This is a genomic window from Arthrobacter sp. PTI12 (assembly GCF_056679915.1).
Genome location: NZ_CM155256.1, coordinates 305,953 through 323,108, shown reverse-complemented (window position 1 = coordinate 323,108; position 17,156 = coordinate 305,953). Strand labels below are relative to the sequence as shown.

The 17,156-nt window shown below is 63.3% G+C and carries 15 protein-coding genes and 1 riboswitch; of the genes, 10 read left to right on the top strand and 5 right to left on the bottom strand.

Annotation, left to right across the window (positions count from 1 at the left end):
- The first annotated feature begins 17 nt into the window (after nt 1-17).
- On the top strand, nt 18-209 hold the full coding sequence (locus tag AC1MBU_RS01580) for a hypothetical protein (RefSeq protein ID WP_056545370.1): 192 nt from the start codon (nt 18-20) through the stop codon (nt 207-209).
- 37 nt (nt 210-246) lie between these two features.
- On the opposite strand, the gene AC1MBU_RS01575 is transcribed toward AC1MBU_RS01580, so the two are convergent.
- Nucleotides 247-747 carry a hypothetical protein gene (locus AC1MBU_RS01575; RefSeq protein WP_479788275.1) on the bottom strand — a complete coding sequence of 167 codons (501 nt, stop codon included), beginning with the start codon at nt 745-747 and terminating at the stop codon, nt 247-249.
- Nucleotides 748-885: 138 nt separating this feature from the next.
- Between AC1MBU_RS01575 and AC1MBU_RS01570 the strand changes: the two genes are divergently transcribed.
- A complete protein-coding gene (locus tag AC1MBU_RS01570; RefSeq protein WP_056545367.1) occupies nt 886-1,908 on the top strand; it encodes a Gfo/Idh/MocA family protein in 1,023 nt (340 codons plus the stop codon).
- On the opposite strand, the gene ald is transcribed toward AC1MBU_RS01570, so the two are convergent.
- Nucleotides 1,905-3,017, bottom strand: a complete 1,113-nt coding sequence (gene ald / locus AC1MBU_RS01565; protein ID WP_277357581.1) for an alanine dehydrogenase — start codon at nt 3,015-3,017, stop codon at nt 1,905-1,907. The genes AC1MBU_RS01570 and ald overlap by 4 nt on opposite strands.
- Nucleotides 3,018-3,324: 307 nt before the next feature.
- Between ald and AC1MBU_RS01560 the strand changes: the two genes are divergently transcribed.
- Nucleotides 3,325-4,536, top strand: a complete 1,212-nt coding sequence (locus tag AC1MBU_RS01560; protein ID WP_479788274.1) for a PucR family transcriptional regulator — start codon at nt 3,325-3,327, stop codon at nt 4,534-4,536.
- Here the strand turns inward: AC1MBU_RS01560 and AC1MBU_RS01555 are convergent.
- Both AC1MBU_RS01555 and AC1MBU_RS01550 read right to left on the bottom strand, forming a co-directional pair.
- The gene (locus AC1MBU_RS01555) at nt 4,516-4,899 is read right to left on the bottom strand and encodes a helix-turn-helix domain-containing protein (protein WP_056545362.1); all 384 of its coding nucleotides are present in this window, start codon (nt 4,897-4,899) and stop codon (nt 4,516-4,518) included. The two genes, AC1MBU_RS01560 and AC1MBU_RS01555, sit on opposite strands and share 21 nt — an antisense overlap.
- Nucleotides 4,900-5,392: 493 nt before the next feature.
- Nucleotides 5,393-6,157 (bottom strand): SDR family oxidoreductase, encoded by a 765-nt coding sequence (locus AC1MBU_RS01550; protein ID WP_479788273.1) that lies wholly within the window; start codon nt 6,155-6,157, stop codon nt 5,393-5,395.
- A 203-nt stretch (nt 6,158-6,360) separates the two neighbouring features.
- Here AC1MBU_RS01550 and aceE point away from each other — a divergent pair, with 203 nt between their 5' ends.
- A complete protein-coding gene (aceE, locus tag AC1MBU_RS01545; protein ID WP_479788272.1) occupies nt 6,361-9,060 on the top strand; it encodes a pyruvate dehydrogenase (acetyl-transferring), homodimeric type in 2,700 nt (899 codons plus the stop codon).
- Nucleotides 9,061-9,196: 136 nt separating this feature from the next.
- Nucleotides 9,197-9,312: riboswitch (SAM riboswitch) on the top strand.
- Nucleotides 9,313-9,355: 43 nt separating this feature from the next.
- Entirely contained in the window at nt 9,356-10,681 is a 1,326-nt protein-coding gene (locus tag AC1MBU_RS01540; RefSeq protein ID WP_479788271.1) for a bifunctional o-acetylhomoserine/o-acetylserine sulfhydrylase, read from the top strand.
- A 16-nt stretch (nt 10,682-10,697) separates the two neighbouring features.
- Here the strand turns inward: AC1MBU_RS01540 and AC1MBU_RS01535 are convergent, their stop codons facing one another.
- A complete protein-coding gene (locus tag AC1MBU_RS01535; protein WP_479788270.1) occupies nt 10,698-11,717 on the bottom strand; it encodes a PHP domain-containing protein in 1,020 nt (339 codons plus the stop codon).
- A gap of 255 nt (nt 11,718-11,972) precedes the next feature.
- On the opposite strand from AC1MBU_RS01535, the gene uraD reads away from it, so the two are divergent.
- The 5 genes from uraD (at nt 11,973) to AC1MBU_RS01510 (ending at nt 16,983) form a co-directional block, all read left to right on the top strand.
- Nucleotides 11,973-12,467: a 2-oxo-4-hydroxy-4-carboxy-5-ureidoimidazoline decarboxylase gene (gene uraD, locus AC1MBU_RS01530; RefSeq protein ID WP_479788269.1), complete on the top strand. Its 495-nt coding sequence runs from the start codon at nt 11,973-11,975 to the stop codon at nt 12,465-12,467.
- Nucleotides 12,464-12,805, top strand: coding sequence for a hydroxyisourate hydrolase (gene uraH, locus AC1MBU_RS01525; protein WP_277357574.1), 342 nt, complete (start codon nt 12,464-12,466; stop codon nt 12,803-12,805). The genes uraD and uraH overlap by 4 nt, the downstream gene beginning before the upstream one ends.
- A gap of 2 nt (nt 12,806-12,807) precedes the next feature.
- Entirely contained in the window at nt 12,808-13,761 is a 954-nt protein-coding gene (pucL, locus tag AC1MBU_RS01520; RefSeq protein WP_277357573.1) for a factor-independent urate hydroxylase, read from the top strand.
- Nucleotides 13,762-13,893: 132 nt separating this feature from the next.
- Nucleotides 13,894-15,465: a nucleobase:cation symporter-2 family protein gene (locus AC1MBU_RS01515; RefSeq protein WP_479788268.1), complete on the top strand. Its 1,572-nt coding sequence runs from the start codon at nt 13,894-13,896 to the stop codon at nt 15,463-15,465.
- Between the two features lie 171 nt (nt 15,466-15,636).
- The gene (locus tag AC1MBU_RS01510; RefSeq protein ID WP_479788267.1) at nt 15,637-16,983 is read left to right on the top strand and encodes an 8-oxoguanine deaminase; all 1,347 of its coding nucleotides are present in this window, start codon (nt 15,637-15,639) and stop codon (nt 16,981-16,983) included.
- Nucleotides 16,984-17,156: the final 173 nt, after the last annotated feature.

The following is a 17,156-nucleotide window of genomic DNA, read 5'->3' as shown; positions in this document are numbered from 1 at the left end:
AAAGGAAAAGTGCACGCATGGCCTACAACGAAGACGTCATCCTCGCCGCAGACGCACACGACCTGAGCGAGGCCCTGGGATGTTCCCCCGATACGGTCGAGGACCTTCGGGGCATGGGTGTGATCGCCTCCCAGGGAGAGCTCTGGGACGTGGGAGCGGCCCGCGACTATCTGCGCGATGCTGCGTGGGCAGGCAGTCTCTGGCACTAGCCGAGCAGGGCCCTCTCCGGAAGGACCGACGCTCAAGCTACTTCGGGTCGAGTACTCCGCCGTCGCGAAGACGGCTGATCAATGAGCCGAGTTCCATGCGCAGTGTTGTGCTCTTCTCGGCGAACAGATCATCCTCGAGATCACGTGCCTCGGTGAGCGCGCGGCGGCCGGCGGCGGTCATCGAATACCTGGCGTTCTCCGCCTTCACGAACTCCAATTGGCTGAGTTCGGCGAGGGAGCGTGCGGTGATCTCCTCTGACAGGAGGCACTGCGCTGCAACATCGGGGATGGAGGCTGCAGACAACTCCGCCAGACCGCTCAGGACCGACAGGTCAACCGGAGTCAGCCGGAGTTCGGCCAGCTGGGAATGCAGGTGCTCCTGGACAAAATGTGCTGCCGTGGTCAGCATGAGCCGCGTTGAATGCGTGTGCAGCGGCGCGCCGTCGTTTTCGTTGATTTCAGCAGTGCTGAAGGGATCGGGCAGGTCGATGCCAGGATCAGAAGGTGTGTGCATGCCGGGGTCCGAAGCGGTGGCCATAGGGTCCCTTAAGGTGAGAGATTCAATAGCCACTGCTTGACCGATAGATGATCATAGTATGGCTTCACCCGTCCGCAAATTCGGACCGGTGAAACAAATCCTGGTGCTCAAGTCCCGCCGTGGCCCTAGGGTTGGGCCATGGAGAAAATCAGGACTGCCCTCATCGGATTCGGCCTTGGTGGGCGGGTATTTCACGCGCCCTTCATCAGCACCAACAGCCGGTATTCACTCGATGTTGTCGTGACATCCAACGGGGACCGTATTGCGCAGGTTGAAGCCCGCTATCCGGACACGCGGACCCTTTCCACCGTCGATGAGCTGTGGCAGCAGCTGGACCTGCTGGATCTCGTTGTCGTGAGTACGCCTCCGGCCACTCACGCCCAGCTGGCCGAGCGGGCGCTGAGGGGAGGCGCCGCCGTCGTCGTGGATAAGCCCTTTGTCGTTGATTCAGCGGACGGTGAGCGGCTCATCGCGCTGGCACAGGCGGAGGGGCAGTTGCTGACGGTCTTCCAGAACAGGCGCTGGGACGGCGATTTCCTGACCGTGAGAAAGCTGCTCGAGGCGGGCAAGCTGGGCCAGGTGCGGCGGTTCGAATCCCGGATGGAAACCTATAAGCCGCTGGTCACCAAACCCTGGAAAGCAACCAGCGGAGCCGAGGAGGGCGGCGGTATCCTTTATGACCTCGGCCCGCACCTGATCGATCAGGCATTGCAGCTCTTCGGAGATGCTGAGCTCATTCATGCGGAACGTGCGGCCCACCGCGAAGCCGAAGGGCCGGACGATGACGTCTTTGTGGCCCTGAAGCATTCCTCAGGCGTGATCAGTCACCTCTGGATGAACGCACTCGCGCCGCAGGCGGCCCCGCGGTTCCGGGTCACGGGCTCCGGGTCCGCGTACACCAAGTGGGGAGTGGACGTTCAGGAAGCAGCCGTTGATGCAGGCATGCTGCCCTCCGATCCCGGCTACGGTGTGGAGGACAAACTCGCCTGGGGCCTGCTCGGATTCGACCACGAGGCAACGCGGCATCCCACGGAGGACGGCAATTACCCCGCGTTCTATGACCTTCTCGCGGCTGCGCTGCAGGACGGCGGGCTCGTCCCGGTTGATCCGGCGGACAGTCTGCGTGCCCACCGGATCATCGAAGCGGCTCACGCCGTCTAGACGAGCTGGCGCCAGTCCTCGGTGAGTTCGAGGCCGTGTGCCTCGGACACTGAGGAGTGCGCCACCGCACCGCCCGCAACGTTGAGCCCGTATGCCAGGGCAGGAATAGCCTCGAAGGCACCCCGCACTCCGCGATCAGCCAGCGCCACGGCATACCGGAGGGTCACGTTGGTCAGCGCGTAGGTGGACGTGTTGGGCACGGCGCCGGGCATGTTACCTACGCAGTAGAAGAGCGACTGGTGCACGGTGAACGTGGGTTCCTCATGCGTGGTCACGTGTGAATCCTCGAAGCAGCCGCCCTGATCCACGGCAATATCCACGAGGACGCTGCCCGGTTTCATCCGCGACACCATGTCATTGGTGACGAGCTTCGGCGCCTTGGCGCCCGGGATAAGCACCGAGCCGATCACCAGGTCTGCCTCCAGCACCGCCCGCTCGATCTCGAAGGCGTTGGACGCGATGGTCCGGACGCGGCCCGCATACTGGGCGTCGAGCTCCCGGAGCCGGGCGATATTGATGTCCAGAACGGTGACGTCCGCTCCGGTGCCCACAGCCATGGCGGTGGCGTTGGTTCCGGCAACACCTGCACCCAGCACCACAACCTTTGCCGGCCGCACGCCGGGCACGCCGCCCAGCAGCAGGCCCGGACCACCCGAGGGCGCGGTCATGACCTGCGCTCCAACCTGAACCGACAACCGCCCGGCCACCTCGGACATGGGGGCCAGCAGCGGAAGTGCCCGACCATCCTGGACGGTTTCATAGGCAATTGCCGTGACGCCGGCTTCGATCAGAGCATGGGTCAACTTCGGTTCAGCGGCGAGGTGAAGATAGGTGAAGAGGATGAGGCCCTCCCGGAAGCGGTGGTACTCCTCCGCGATCGGCTCCTTGACCTTCATGACCATGTCAGCCCGCGCCCACACATCATCGGCATCGTCGACGATCTCCGCGCCAGCGGCCACATATTCATCATCGGTGATGTTGGACCCCACACCGGCCGACCGCTCCACCAGGACCGTATGGCCATGGGTGCGGAACTCGTGCACGCCTGAGGCCGTAATGGCTACGCGAAACTCGTTGTTCTTCACTTCTTTGGGGACGCCGATGATCACGGGATTCTCCGTCTGCTCTCGAATTGACTGAAGTTGACCATGGAACCTGATCAGCAGGCTTGTGGCCTGTTTCCTCAAGGATACGAGCGGTTCCCTCCGCCGGACAGGGCGCCTGCCGCTCACTGAAGGAGGGCGAGCACGACGACGCCGGGTGCCGCCGTCGTCGTTTGTCTTGCCTTCCGCGCAGGGAAGCGGAAGGCGGACCGCTGTGACTGGCATCACTAACACGGACCCGTCATCCGTTCCAGTCGACAGTTGTCGAGTTGTGGAGCGCCAAGTGTCGCCGTCGCGGTCCTAGGATGAGTCAGTGCAGACAACACAGGTGGAGCTCGAGGTGGAGCGGATTGCCGCACGCCTCGGCCGCGGCCTCTCCCTGGAGGACCTCGACGGCGTCCTCCTCGCCTACAGCAGCCACCAATCCTCCGCAGACCGCGTGCGGGTCAACTTCCTGCTCAGCAAGAAGGTCCCGGCGGACGTGAGCGCCTGGCAGGTGCAGCACGGAATAACGACGGCGGTGCGCCCGGTCGCGGTTCCGGCCAATCCCGGACTCGGGATGCTTGGGCGGGTATGCGTACCGCTGCTGGTGCGCGGCTTCCGCGTCGGCTACCTGTGGGTGCAGCAGGACGCCGGCGAAGACAGTGCCGCTCATATTCTCAAGCAGCTGCCCGGGGTACGCGAGGACGTCGAGCTGCTTGCGGCCCTGCTGTTGGAGGACAACACGGCCGGTTCCGAGCACCGCACGCGCCGGGAGCGGGTCTTCCTCGCTGCCGCCACGGGTGAAGGTCAGGCACTGGAGGAGTGTGCGGGCTGGCCGGAATTTGACGGCACTTCGCCGTGGCACGTCGAGGTGCTGCTCGATCGTTCGACGGCACACCGGGAGGAGGGCACCGATGATGGGACGCTGGCACGGCGTACCGCAGCTTTACAGGCCACCGTCGGGGCCGACGTCGTTGTCTTCAGTGCCGGTGAGGCCTCCCATTCGGTCCTGCTGGTCCGTCATGATGCGGGTCAGGCGGAGCTGGCCGCGATCCGGCGCCGGTATGGTGAGCGGCTGGCCGCTGTCGCGGGTGCAGCAGGCTTTCCGTTGACGAGCGGGGCCAGCGAGCCGTTCACTGCCCCTGATGGCCTGGCGGGTGGATACCAACAGGCGCGATCGGCGGCGCAGGCAGCCGCGGTCGATCCCTTGCTGGGCGATTCCGTGCGCTACCGCTCGATCGGCGTGTACCAGTTTCTGGCGGGCGGCGGGTGGCAGGCTTCCTCGCCGCGGTCGGTCTACTTCGAAGAACTTGAGGATTATGACCGCAACAATGAGCTGCTGCCCGTTCTGGAGCTGTTGTTCGACAAGAACGGTTCAGTGCAGGACGTAGCGGGCCAACTCCACCTGCATCGCAGTAGCGTGTACAACCGGTTGTCCCGCGTCCGTTCCGTGATCGGCGCTGATCCGCTCAGCGGGCCGGTCCGCCTTGAGCTGCACCTTGCTTTGAAGGCGCGGCGATGGTCACGGCGTCCCCGCATCTGATTTCTTCTGGGCGGCGAGCCACGCGTCGATGGCTTCCCGCCTGATGCGCCGGTGAGTTCCACGGTATTCCACCGGGATCACGCCGGCGTCGGTCAGGTTCCGCAGATAGGTATGTGAAATTCCGGCCGCTTCCGCCGCCTGCGAGGTGGTCAGCGAGTCAGCGACGGAGGTCACCGTCACGGAGTCGCCCGCCGCCAGTCTCTGCAGAAGATCGACGACGGCGTCCCTCGCTTCACCGGGAAGCTTGACGGCCGTGCCGTCCACGAACACCGTGACATCGTTGCTCTCAGCCAGGGTTCGCGCCAGCGACAGGCGCTGCGTGGTGGGGAGAGCCGGGGCGGTGCGGGAGCGGGATCGGATCATAACGCTATTCTGCCAATCCGGTTGCTTCGAAACACTAAGGACTTCCGTAATTAGCGCACAAACGCTATCGTTATTAAACCTTAACTAAGCGAGCTTAGTTGTTGCTTCTCAGAACGACTGCAGTTGGACGGTGGCAAACAATGACGATTATCAACCCGGACCATCGAAGTACCATGTTGCCCTCAACGGGGCAGCTGGCCGAGCGGGATAGCGCTTTGCCGTGGTGCGGAACCTGTGGAACCGATGAGTTCCTGATCTACGAGGACTTTGTTCCTGCGCGTGTTTCCTCTGGAGGGCGGGATCTGCTTCCTGCCAGTGTCAGTTATTCCTGCTCCGTCTGCGGATCCTTCAATGGACATCAGGTTCCACCCATGTGGAGTCCTCCGCACTGGTTCTGGTACAGCTGAAGACCGTAACTCCGCACCGTTGAAAGCCCTCCGTCTCCTCGGAGGGCTTTCCTTTTATTACCCACACTTTCCCCGCGCATGACCGCCTAGCCGCGGCCGATGAAGGGCATGCCGCTGGCCGTCATGACCACTGTGCCGATGTTGGCTGATGGCGGTAGCTGCGCCATATGCAGCACGGTGCGGGCGGCCTCTTCCACCGGGAACGTGGGTTCCACCCGACGGGAGCCGTCCGCCTGCAGCGCGCCCTCGCCAACGCCGAGGGTGGTCATAAGCCCTGTGGAGGTATTGCCGATGTCGATCTGACCGCACGTAATGCCGTAGGCGCGTCCGTCCAGTTCGATCGACTTGGTCAGCCCTGTCACTGCATGTTTTGTTGCGGTGTACGCCGCCGACCGCGGCCGTGGAGAGTGGGCAGCAATGGACCCGTTGTTGATGATGCGCCCGCCCTGCGGGTCCTGCTGCTTCATGATGCGGAACGCTGCCGCCGCGCACAGGAACGAACCCGTCAGGTTGATCGCCACCGTTGACGTCCATTCCTCCGGGCTGATCTCGTCAACTGCGCCCGCGGGACCAATGGTTCCCGCGTTGTTGAACAGGAAATCGAGCCTGCCCCAGCGTTGATGTACGTGCGCGAAGAGGTGGGTGACGTCGTCGGGCCGGCTGATATCGGTTGGAAGTACGTCAGCCAATTCCCGGCCCTGTGCGGTCGCCTCGAGCGGTTCACGACGGCGGCCCGCCAGGGTCACTGCCCAGCCGGCGTCCAGGAATGCGTGCGCCACCGCCTTGCCGATGCCGGAGCCTGCACCGGTGATGACGGCAATGCGTGGAGACTCAATCGGCAGTTCATTCATGACGTTCCGGTGCCCTTTCTGGTTGGCATTCCCATCTTGGCAGGCATTCGCCCTATAGTAATGGAATAATAGTTCCATATCGCGAAAGCGCGGGTTGGAATGGGCCCGGAGGGACAAAGGCCATCTGCCGCATTGCAAGGGTGCGATGCCGGTCAGGCAGTGAATCGAGCGGGCAGGTTCCGCGCAGCGAAAGAGGGTTTGGCATGGTTGCTGATCAGGGGATTGTGGGTTCGGGTGTTGGTGGGGATTCGGATCCTGAGGAGACGGCTGAGTGGATTGAGTCCTTTGATCAGTTGATTGATCAGCGTGGTTCTGATCGTGCCCGTGATGTTTTGGGGCGTTTGCTGGCGCGTGCTGGTGGCCGGTCGGTGGGTCTTCCCAGTGTTGTGACTACTGATTATGTGAACTCGATTCCGGTCGATGAGGAGCCTGAGTTCCCTGGGGATGAGGAGATCGAGCGGAAGTACCGGGCGTGGATGCGGTGGAATGCTGCGGTGATGGTGCATCGGGCGCAGCGTCCGGAGATCGGTGTGGGCGGCCATATTTCCACGTATGCGGGTGCGGCGACCCTGTATGAGGTGGGGTTCAATCATTTCTTCAAGGGTAAGGACCACCCCTCGGGTGGGGATCAGGTGTTCTTTCAGGGCCACGCGTCGCCGGGGATGTATGCGCGGGCGTTCCTGGAGGGCCGGCTGACCGAGGAGGATCTGGACGGGTTCCGGCAGGAGAAGTCCAAGGCCGGTCATGCGTTGTCCTCGTATCCGCACCCCAGGTTGATGCCGGAGTTCTGGGAGTTCCCGACGGTGTCGATGGGGATCGGGCCGATGAACGCGATCTATCAGGCGCAGTCCAACCGGTATCTGCAGAACCGCGGGTTGAAAGACACCAGTGATCAGCAGGTGTGGGCGTTCCTGGGGGATGGGGAGATGGATGAGCCCGAATCGCGTGGGTTGTTGCAGTTGGCGGCCAATGAGAATCTGGACAACCTGAACTTTGTGATCAACTGCAACCTGCAGCGCCTGGACGGGCCGGTGCGTGGTAACGGGAAGATCATGCAGGAACTCGAGGCGTTCTTCCGCGGTGCGGGGTGGAACGTGATCAAGGTGGTGTGGGGCCGGGAGTGGGATGACCTGCTTGCCAGGGACACCACCGGGGATCTGGTGAAGATCATGAATGAGACCGCTGACGGGGATTACCAGACCTACAAGGCGGAATCCGGTGGGTTTGTGCGCGATCACTTCTTCGGGAAGACCCCGGCCACGAAGGACCTCGTGGCGGATATGGATGATGCGCAGGTGTGGGGACTCAAGCGCGGCGGCCATGATTACCGGAAGGTGTACGCGGCGTACAAGGCCGCCACCGAGTTCAAGGGCAAACCGACCGTGATTCTGGCCAAAACGGTCAAGGGATACGGGTTGGGTTCACACTTCGAGGGCCGTAACGCGACCCACCAGATGAAGAAACTCACCCTTCAGGACCTCAAGGACTTCCGCGACCACCTGCGCATCCCCATCCCCGACGAAGCACTCGAAGCCGACCTCTACAACGCGCCCTACTACCACCCCGGACCCGACTCCCCCGAAATCAAATACCTCCTGGACCGGCGCCGTGCCCTGGGCGGATTTGTTCCTGAACGCCGTACCGAGGCGGCGGCACTGGAGCTGCCGGGGGACAAGGCGTACGAGGTTGCGAACCGCGGCTCGGGGAAGCAGCAGGCCGCCACAACGATGGCTTTCGTCCGCCTCCTGAAAGATCTCATGCGGGAGAAAGGGCTGGGGTCCCGGATTGTCCCCATTGTTCCGGATGAGTCCAGAACCTTCGGCATGGACGCCTTTTTCCCGACAGCGAAGATCTACAACCCGGACGGCCAGAACTACCTCTCCGTTGACCGGGAGTTGGTTCTCGCGTACAAGGAATCGATTCAAGGCCAGATCCTGCATCCGGGGATCAATGAGGCCGGTGCGGTGGCTGCCTTCACGGCTGCGGGTACCGCCTATGCAACCCACGGTGAGCCGCTGATTCCGATCTACGTGTTCTACTCAATGTTCGGATTCCAGCGCACGGGAGATTCCTTCTGGGCAGCAGGAGACCAGATGACCCGCGGGTTCATCATCGGCGCCACCGCAGGCCGCACCACCCTCACCGGCGAAGGCCTCCAACACGCCGACGGACACTCACCCATCCTTGCCTCCACCAACCCCGCCGTCATCACCTACGACCCGGCCTACGGGTATGAACTCGGCATCATCATGCGTGCAGGACTGGAGCGCATGTACGGCGCGAATTCCGACGATCGAAACGTCATGTACTACCTGACCGTCTACAACGAGCCGATCATCCAGCCGCCGCTTCCCGCCGGGTTGGATGCCGACGCCGTGGTGCGCGGCGTGTACAGGCTGAAGCCCGGCAACGATGACGGCGGCCGGCCGAAGGCGCAGATCCTCGCCTCCGGCGTGGCCGTCCCGTGGGCGCTCGAGGCGCAGGAACTCCTGGCAGACCACTGGGGTGTTTCGGCCGATGTGTGGTCGGTGACTTCGTGGACGGAGCTGCGGCGTGACGCACTCGCCGCCGAGGAGGAGGCCTTCCTCAACCCCGATGCAGAGGCCCGCGTTCCCTTCGTCACCCAGCAGCTTGGGGACGCACCCGGACCGATCGTGGCCGTCACCGACTACATGAAGGCTGTTCCGGATCAAATCCGCCAGTTCCTGCCGCAGGACTTCGCCACACTCGGAGCGGACGGGTTCGGCTTTTCCGACACACGCGCCGCAGCCAGGCGGTACTTCAAGATCGACCCAGCCTCCGTCGTCGTACGCACTCTTCAGCTCCTCGCGAAGCGGGGAGAAATTGACGCGGACGCACCACGCCAAGCGATGGAGAAGTACGCACTCCTCACCCTCCCCTGACGTTTTTGTCGCCTAGTTGCGGCCTGGAAACACTTTTACCTGCAACTAGGCGACAAAAACTTCTGCAACTCAACGGGTGGATTACATGGAACGTCATCTTCGTGCGGCGTGATACTCCTGTGCCTACACTGGCCGTGGTCATGAGTGCCAGCACCAAGCCCCGGCTTGCTGGCCAGCAACCCTCCAGCTGCGGTGGGGTGCTCCGGGTGAAGACCTGGCCGCCCGGCACCAGCCGGACGGCAAGCGCGGCCCGCGGTGCTCCCACCATGCCGGGCCCATGCCAAAGGAGCCTTGAATGTCCAACCAATGGTCTTTCGAAACCCGCCAGATCCACGCCGGCCAGGAACCCGACAGCGCCACGGGAGCCCGCGCCCTGCCGATCTACCAGACCTCGTCTTTCGTCTTTCCCAGTGCCGAAAGCGCCGCCAACCGATTTGCCCTTGCCGAACTGGCTCCCATCTACACCCGGATCGGCAACCCCACGCAGGATGCTGTCGAGCAGCGGATCGCCAGCCTCGAAGGCGGGTTGGGCGCGCTGCTGCTCAGCTCAGGTCAAGCGGCGGAGACCTTTGCGATCCTGAATGTCGCAGAGGCCGGCGATCACGTAGTTGCCAGTCCCAGCCTGTACGGCGGAACCTACAACCTGCTTGCCCATACGCTGAAGAAGTTCGGCATTTCGGTCACCTTCGTGGCGGATCCGGACAATCTGGACCAGTGGCGGGACGCTGTGCAGCCCAACACCAAGCTGTTCTTTGCGGAGGTCGTCTCCAACCCGCGGCAGGACGTACTCGACATTGAGGGCGTGTCCCGGACTGCGCACGACGCCGGTGTGCCGCTGATCGTGGACAACACCCTTGCCACCCCTTACCTCATCCGGCCCCTGGAGTGGGGCGCGGACATTGTTGTCCATTCGGCCACCAAGTACCTGGGCGGCCACGGTACGGCGATCGCCGGCGTCATCGTTGACTCGGGAAAGTTTGATTTCGGCAAGGATCCCAACCGTTTCCCGGGCTTCAATACGCCGGACCCGACATACAACGGTCTGGTGTACGCACGGGATCTGGGTGCGGATGGTGCCCTCGGGGCCAACCTGTCCTACATCCTCAAGGCCCGGGTCCAGTTGCTGCGGGACCTCGGCTCGGCGGTATCCCCGTTCAACGCGTTCCTGATCGCCCAGGGCCTGGAAACCCTGAGCCTGCGGATGGAGCGGCACGTCTCCAACGCTGTCGAAGTGGCTCAGTGGCTGGAAGCGCGTGAGGATGTCGAGTCGGTTGCCTATGCCGGGCTGCCCTCAAGCCCCTGGTATGAGCGCGGACGCACGTACGGCCCGAAGGGAATCGGCGCCATCGTGTCCTTCAACCTGGCCGGCGGTGCGGAGGCCGGGAAGCGCTTCGTCGATGCCCTTGACCTGCACTCGCATGTGGCGAACCTCGGCGACGTGCGCTCGCTGGTGATCCACCCGGCGTCGACCACCCATAGCCAGCTATCGCCGGAGCAGCAGGTCATTGCCGGCGTTAACCCCGGGCTGGTGCGGCTCTCAGTGGGTATTGAACACATTGATGACATTCTGGCGGACCTTGAAGCCGGTTTCAGGGCAGCCAAGGAATTCCTGGACGCCTAAGGAGCTTGGGAAGCTCTCAGGAGCGCGCCCAGGCGAGCAGCTTGTCCAGCGGCCACGTCGTAATGATGCGGTCCGCCGGCACGCCGTTCGTTTCGGCGCGCTCCGCCCCGTACTGGAGGAAATCCAGCTGACCGGGGGCGTGCGCGTCGCTGTCGATGCTGAAGAGACATCCGGCTTCGAGTGCCAGCTGGATCAGGTCATCCGGCGGATCCTGCCGCTCGGGACGTGAATTGATCTCCACCGCTACGTTGTTCTCGGCACAGGCGGTGAACACCTTCCGGGCGTCGAACTCGGACTGTGGACGCTGGCCGCGGGAACCCTGGACAAGACGGCCCGTGCAGTGGCCAAGGACGTTGGTATGGGGATCGCGAATGCCGCCCAGCATGCGTGCGGTCATGGTGCGGCGGTCGGAGCGCAGCTTGGAGTGGACACTGGCGACAACGATGTCCAGCTCATCGAGCATCTCCGGCGACTGATCCAGTGTTCCGTCTTCAAGGATGTCCACCTCGATGCCCTTCAAAAGGCGGAAGCCGTTGCCGCCGTCGTCGTTGTTGATCTGGTCCACGATCTGGAGTTGCTCCGTGAGGCGCTCCGCGCTCAGGCCGTTCGCGATCTTCAGGGTGGGGGAGTGGTCCGTGAGCGCCAGGTATTCATGATTGAGCGCACGCGCGGCGTCGACCATGAGCGGGATGGGACTCCCGCCGTCGGACCAGTCGCTGTGACTGTGCAGGTCACCGCGGAGGAGGGCCCTCAGCTCCGAGCCGCCGCTGACCAGGGCTTCTTTCGAGCGCTCGCGGAGGTCGGCGAGATAGGCCGGCACTTCACCGTTGAGCGCTTGGGTGATGACCTCATGGGAGCGCGCTCCGATGCCCTTCATCCGCTTGAGCCGGCCGTCGCGGGCGCGTTGTGCGAGTTCGTCGGGCTCCAGCTCGGCAATGGCCGCTGCGGCCTTGCGGAACGCCTGAACCTTGAAACTCGGAGCCAGTTCCCGTTCCAGCCAGAAGGCGATCTCATTCAATGCGGCGGTGGCATCCATAGGCCCATCTTCCACCATTTACGCGGTGGTGGCCTGGTGCAGGGAAGCAGCTCTATCATGTGATCCAGGTAACGCTTGACAGCTACCATGTGATCAGGGCTACAATGAAATCGGAATAAAAATTCCACCATATAGAAACTGAACCAGAGCCACACGGTTCCTGGACTGTCGCCGGAAACATCGAGTCAAATCGAATTCGTTCGAGGGTAAGGGTGTTCAGCGCTGGCGATAGCGCTTCATAGAAAGCTGACACCCATGCCTCTTGCAACCCTCAATACCTGTACCCCCGAAGTGGCCGCTGCCCAACTCACGCCATGCGTTGACATCCCGCGCTGGGTTGAGGCCATCGTGGACGCGCGGCCCTTCTCCTCGGAAGCCGACCTGATTGCGTTCGCCGAAAAGGCAGCCTATCCCTGGACGGAAGTCGAGATCGACGGCGCCCTGGCGCATCACCCGCGCATCGGTGACCGGGCGCAGGGGAATACCACTGAAGCCACCATGTCGCGTGGTGAGCAGGCCGGCGTCAGCACCGCCGTCGAAACCCAGACCGCGCTCCAGGCAGGCAACCGTGCCTACGAGGAGAAGTTCGGGAGGGTTTTCCTCATCCGGGCCGCCGGTCGAAGCGCCGAGGACATCCTCGCCGCTCTCGATGAGCGGCTGCAGAATACGCCCGCGCAGGAGCTGGAAATCATCGCCCAGCAACTGCGTGAAATCGCCATCCTTCGACTCAAGGGGGTCCTCGCAGCATGAGCCGCAGCCACATAACCACCCACGTGCTCGACACCGGTACGGGACGTCCCGCCGCCGGCGTCGCTGCCGCACTGCACCGGCTGGGTGCGGATGGTTGGGAGGACATCGGGGAGGGAAACACCGACGACGACGGCCGCATCACCTCCCTGGGCCCTGAAGCGCTGGAGGCGGGCACTTACCGGATTGACTTCCAGACCGGCACCTACTTCGCGGCGACCGGCACGGAAACATTCTTCCCCTCCGTCTCACTGATCTTTGAACTTACCGACCCGGCGCAGCACTATCACGTGCCGCTCCTGATTAGTCCCTTCGCCTATTCCACCTACCGAGGAAGCTGACAATGACGACACCGACCATCGAAACAAACGCCAACACCAACGAGAACACCGCGGGCAACAGCGGCCGCATCGTCCTGGGCCGGAACCAGTACGGCAAGGCCGAATGCAGGCTCGTGAAGATCACCCGCGACACTGCGCGGCACCAGATCGAGGACCTGAACGTCACCTCACAGCTGCACGGCGACTTCGAGACCGCCCACACCGAGGGAGACAACTCACACGTTGTCGCCACAGACACGCAGAAGAACACGGTGTACGCGTTCTCCCGTGAAGGTATCGGCTCTCCTGAGCAGTTCCTCCTGCGCCTCGGCAAGCACTTCACCGAAAGCTTCGACTGGGTTTCCGGCGGACGCTGGGAGGCGGAGCAGTACTTCTGGGACCGCATCAGCGACCACGATCACGCGTTCTCGCGCAACAAGTCGGAGACCCGCACGGCTGTGCTGCTCATTGAGAACGGCACGCGCCACATCGTCGCCGGAATCGAGGATCTGACCGTATTGAAGTCGACCGGCTCTGAGTTCCACGGGTTCCCGCGGGATCAGTACACCACTCTGCAGGAAACCACGGACCGCATCCTCGCGACCGATGTGACCGCCCGTTGGCGCTACGCAGCAAATACCACGGACATCGACTTCAACGCGGTGTATGCCAGCGTTCGCAAGATCTTCCTCGATGCTTTCGCCCAGACCCACTCGCTCGCTCTGCAGCAGACCATGTTCCAGATGGGCAAGCAGGCACTGGAGGCACATCCGGAAATCGAGGAGATCAAGCTCTCCCTGCCGAACAAGCACCACTTCCTCGTGGATCTCGAGCCGTTCGGCGTCGACAACCCGGGCGAGGTCTTCTTCGCGGCCGACCGGCCGTACGGACTGATCGAGGCGACCGTAGAACGCGAGCGCGCCGAAGGATCAACCAACGAAGCAGCAATCTGGGCAAACATCCCCGGCTTCTGCTGAGAAAACGGCTGGGGCGGACCGTCAGGGGTCTCCGAACTCGGAGGAACCGCTGCCCCAACCGCGAATGGCCGGACACAAGCCCGTGTCCGGCCGTTCACCCCACTACTCATGTGAGACAAGGAAGTCATACTCATGAAAGCAGTCAGCTCTATGAAACATCAGGCTAAACCCCAGCGCCCCGAGGATGAACGGCTGCCCCTCGGACGATCGTTCGCCTACGGGTTCCAGCACGTCCTCACCATGTACGGCGGAATCATCGCCGTTCCGCTCATCGTCGGAACTGCCGCCGGCGTATCCCAGGACGACATCGCCGTCCTGATTGCCTCCTGCCTCTTCGTGGGCGGCGCCGCGACTATCCTGCAGAGCTACGGTGTGAAGTTCTTCGGCTCGCAGCTCCCGCTGGTGCAGGGCGTCTCCTTTGCAGGCGTTGCCACCATGACTGCGATCATCAGCGGCGGTGGAGGGCTACAGACCATCTTCGGCGCAGTCCTCGTGGCCTCCGTAATCGGTCTGGTCCTTGCGCCGTTCTTCGCGAAGATCATCCGATTCTTCCCGCCGGTAGTGACCGGCGTGATCATCACCACCATCGGGCTGACCCTCATGCCTGTCGCTGCCAACTGGGCAATGGGCGGAAACCGCAACGCTGACAACTACGGCAGCCTCACGAACATCGGGCTGGCCGCCGGAACGCTGGCTCTGGTTCTCCTCATGAGCAAGCTGGGCAGCGCGGCTATCTCCCGCCTGTCGATCCTGCTCGCCATTGTGGCAGGCACCATCATCGCGGCGCTCCTGGGTCTCGCCGATTTCTCCAACGTCGCTGAGGGCGCCATCTTCGCCTTCCCGCAGCCGTTCGCCTTCGGCTGGCCTGTCTTTGATATCGCAGCGATCATTTCGATGACCATCGTGATCCTGGTCTGCATGACTGAAACCACGGCGGACATCCTCGCCGTCGGTGAAATCGCTCGGACCAAGGTCGACTCACGCCGTATCGCCGACGGCCTCCGCGCCGATATGCTCTCCAGCGCCGTCGCCCCGATCTTCAACTCGTTCCCCCAGACTGCCTTCGCGCAGAACGTGGGCCTGGTGGCAATCACGGGTATCCGCAGCCGCTACGTCGTGGCCGCGGGCGGCCTCATCATGGTTATCCTTGGGCTCCTGCCCATCCTCGGACGCCTGGTTGCCGCAGTTCCGACGCCGGTACTCGGCGGAGCTGGCATCGTTCTCTTCGGCACTGTGGCAGCGAGCGGCATCCGCACGTTGGCAAAGGTGGACTACGAGGGCAACATGAACCTCGTGATCGTTGCGGTGGCGCTCGCGTTCGGCACAATTCCCGTTGTGTCTCCCACCTTCTACGACGCCTTCCCCACCTGGTTCGGCATCATCTTCCACTCTGGGATCAGCTCGGCGGCCATCATGGCAGTGCTGATGAACCTGCTCTTCAACCACCTCAAGGCCGGTAATCCGGAGCGCGCTTCCGTCTTTGTTGCCAGCCCACCGCGCATGGTGCGGGAAGATGAACTCACCGCCCTCCAGGACGGCGACAGCTTCCAGGGCGGCAAGCTCGTGGCAGCGGACGGTACCGAGATCCCCGTAGTGACCGCGGCGCAGTACACCGTAGTCAAGCAGAAACTCGATAACGGCGAGATCAGCTGCGTCGAGGACATTCGCAAAATCTGCGACGAGACTCCAAGGCACCAGCACTGACTTGGATCCCTGCCTGCCCTGGCGAGAGTCAGGGCAGGCAGGGACCACAAACCTGGATCAGCAGACAGGACCACTGAGCTGACGGCACACCCCGCCGTCACGCGGTGGTCCTGTGCCGTTTCGTGCCCCTTAAACGTCATCCCCTGACAATCACGGAACGGAAATCCAATCATGCAACGCATCTGGGTGCGAGACCCGCTCGCCATCTTCACCGCGAATGAATCCGACGCCGGAGGTGGACTCGTGATCGAAGGCGCCGCCATTGTGGAACTGGTCCGGACGGGAGCAACGCCGGCCGCCCGGTACGACTCCGTCTTCGACGCCCGGAGCCACGTGGTGCTTCCCGGACTCATCAATACGCATCACCACTTCTACCAGACACTCACCCGCGCGTGGGCGCCGGTGGTCAACGTGCCGCTTTTCCCCTGGCTGGTGAACCTCTACCCGGTATGGGCGCGGCTCACGCCCCGTGATCTCGAACTGGCGACGACTGCGGCGCTCGCTGAGCTCCTCCTCTCCGGGTGCACCACGGCCGCGGATCACCACTACCTGTTCCCGGGCGGCATGGAGGAATCGATCGATGTGCAGGTGTCGGTGGTGCGCAGGCTCGGCATGCGCGCCACCCTGACGCGCGGTTCCATGACACTGGGGGAGGACGACGGCGGCCTGCCGCCCCAGCAGACAGTGCAGGACCCGGAAGTGATACTCGCCGACAGCGAGAGGCTTATCCAGCAGTACCACGAGCGCTGTGCAGGCGCTCAGGTCCAGATTGCGCTGGCGCCGTGCTCACCATTCTCGGTCACGACGGAGATCATGAAGGCCAGCGCGGCGCTGGCCAGCTCTCACGACGTCCGGTTGCACACCCATCTCGCTGAGACGCTCGACGAGGAAGACTTCTGCCGGGAGCGGTTTGGCATGAGGACGGTCGAGTACCTCGACAGCGTCGGCTGGTTGGGGCCGAGAACCTGGTTGGCGCACGGCATCCACTTCGACGCCGGCGAGATTGCCCAGCTCGGAGCCGCGGGAGTCGGCGTAGCGCATTGCCCAACGTCGAATATGCGCCTGGCCTCAGGGATCTGCCGGGCCATCGAACTCGAGGAGGCCGGCGTAGCGGTGGGCCTTGGTGTGGATGGGTCCGCCTCCAACGATGCATCCAATCTGATCCTCGAAGCGCGCCAGGCTCTCTATATCCAACGGCTGCGGTACGGCGCCGAGCGCGCCACCCCTTCCCGTGCTCTGGGGTGGGCAACGCGCGGATCGGCCGCCGCGTTTGGCCGGAGCGACATCGGGGAACTGGCTGTGGGCAAACAGGCTGACCTTGCGATGTTCCGGCTGGATGACCTTCGATTCTCGGGCAGCCACGACCCTCTGTCGGCGCTGCTGCTCTGCGGTGCTGACCGCGCCGACCGGGTGATGATCGGTGGCCAATGGCGGGTGGAGGACGGCGTCGTTGTCGGGCTGGATCTCGAATCGCTGATCGCTGAGCACACGGCAGCAGCACGGCGGCTGGTTGGCTGAAAGCTGCAGCACCCCTGATCCTGGCAGGCGCATGCAGTGCATGCAGAGGATGCACTTTTCCGGAAGACCTTCCGCCTGCCAGGGCGGTTCCGGTGCTTGCGACTCGCCGTTCAATCGCTCTATCATCTGTTTCTCATCTGCGCTTCCTAGGCTGGGACAAGACGTTTCCCGCC

Bases quoted from the DNA above. Each gene is read 5' to 3' on its own strand.
- AC1MBU_RS01580 (WP_056545370.1), top strand. From the start codon at position 18: ATGGCCTACAACGAAGACGTCATCCTCGCCGCAGACGCACACGACCTG.
- AC1MBU_RS01575 (WP_479788275.1), bottom strand. From the start codon at position 747: ATGGCCACCGCTTCGGACCCCGGCATGCACACACCTTCTGATCCTGGC.
- AC1MBU_RS01570 (WP_056545367.1), top strand. From the start codon at position 886: ATGGAGAAAATCAGGACTGCCCTCATCGGATTCGGCCTTGGTGGGCGG.
- AC1MBU_RS01555 (WP_056545362.1), bottom strand. From the start codon at position 4,899: ATGATCCGATCCCGCTCCCGCACCGCCCCGGCTCTCCCCACCACGCAG.
- AC1MBU_RS01550 (WP_479788273.1), bottom strand. From the start codon at position 6,157: ATGAATGAACTGCCGATTGAGTCTCCACGCATTGCCGTCATCACCGGT.
- aceE (WP_479788272.1), top strand. From the start codon at position 6,361: ATGGTTGCTGATCAGGGGATTGTGGGTTCGGGTGTTGGTGGGGATTCG.
- AC1MBU_RS01540 (WP_479788271.1), top strand. From the start codon at position 9,356: ATGTCCAACCAATGGTCTTTCGAAACCCGCCAGATCCACGCCGGCCAG.
- AC1MBU_RS01535 (WP_479788270.1), bottom strand. From the start codon at position 11,717: ATGGATGCCACCGCCGCATTGAATGAGATCGCCTTCTGGCTGGAACGG.
- uraD (WP_479788269.1), top strand. From the start codon at position 11,973: ATGCCTCTTGCAACCCTCAATACCTGTACCCCCGAAGTGGCCGCTGCC.
- uraH (WP_277357574.1), top strand. From the start codon at position 12,464: ATGAGCCGCAGCCACATAACCACCCACGTGCTCGACACCGGTACGGGA.
- pucL (WP_277357573.1), top strand. From the start codon at position 12,808: ATGACGACACCGACCATCGAAACAAACGCCAACACCAACGAGAACACC.
- AC1MBU_RS01515 (WP_479788268.1), top strand. From the start codon at position 13,894: ATGAAAGCAGTCAGCTCTATGAAACATCAGGCTAAACCCCAGCGCCCC.
- AC1MBU_RS01510 (WP_479788267.1), top strand. From the start codon at position 15,637: ATGCAACGCATCTGGGTGCGAGACCCGCTCGCCATCTTCACCGCGAAT.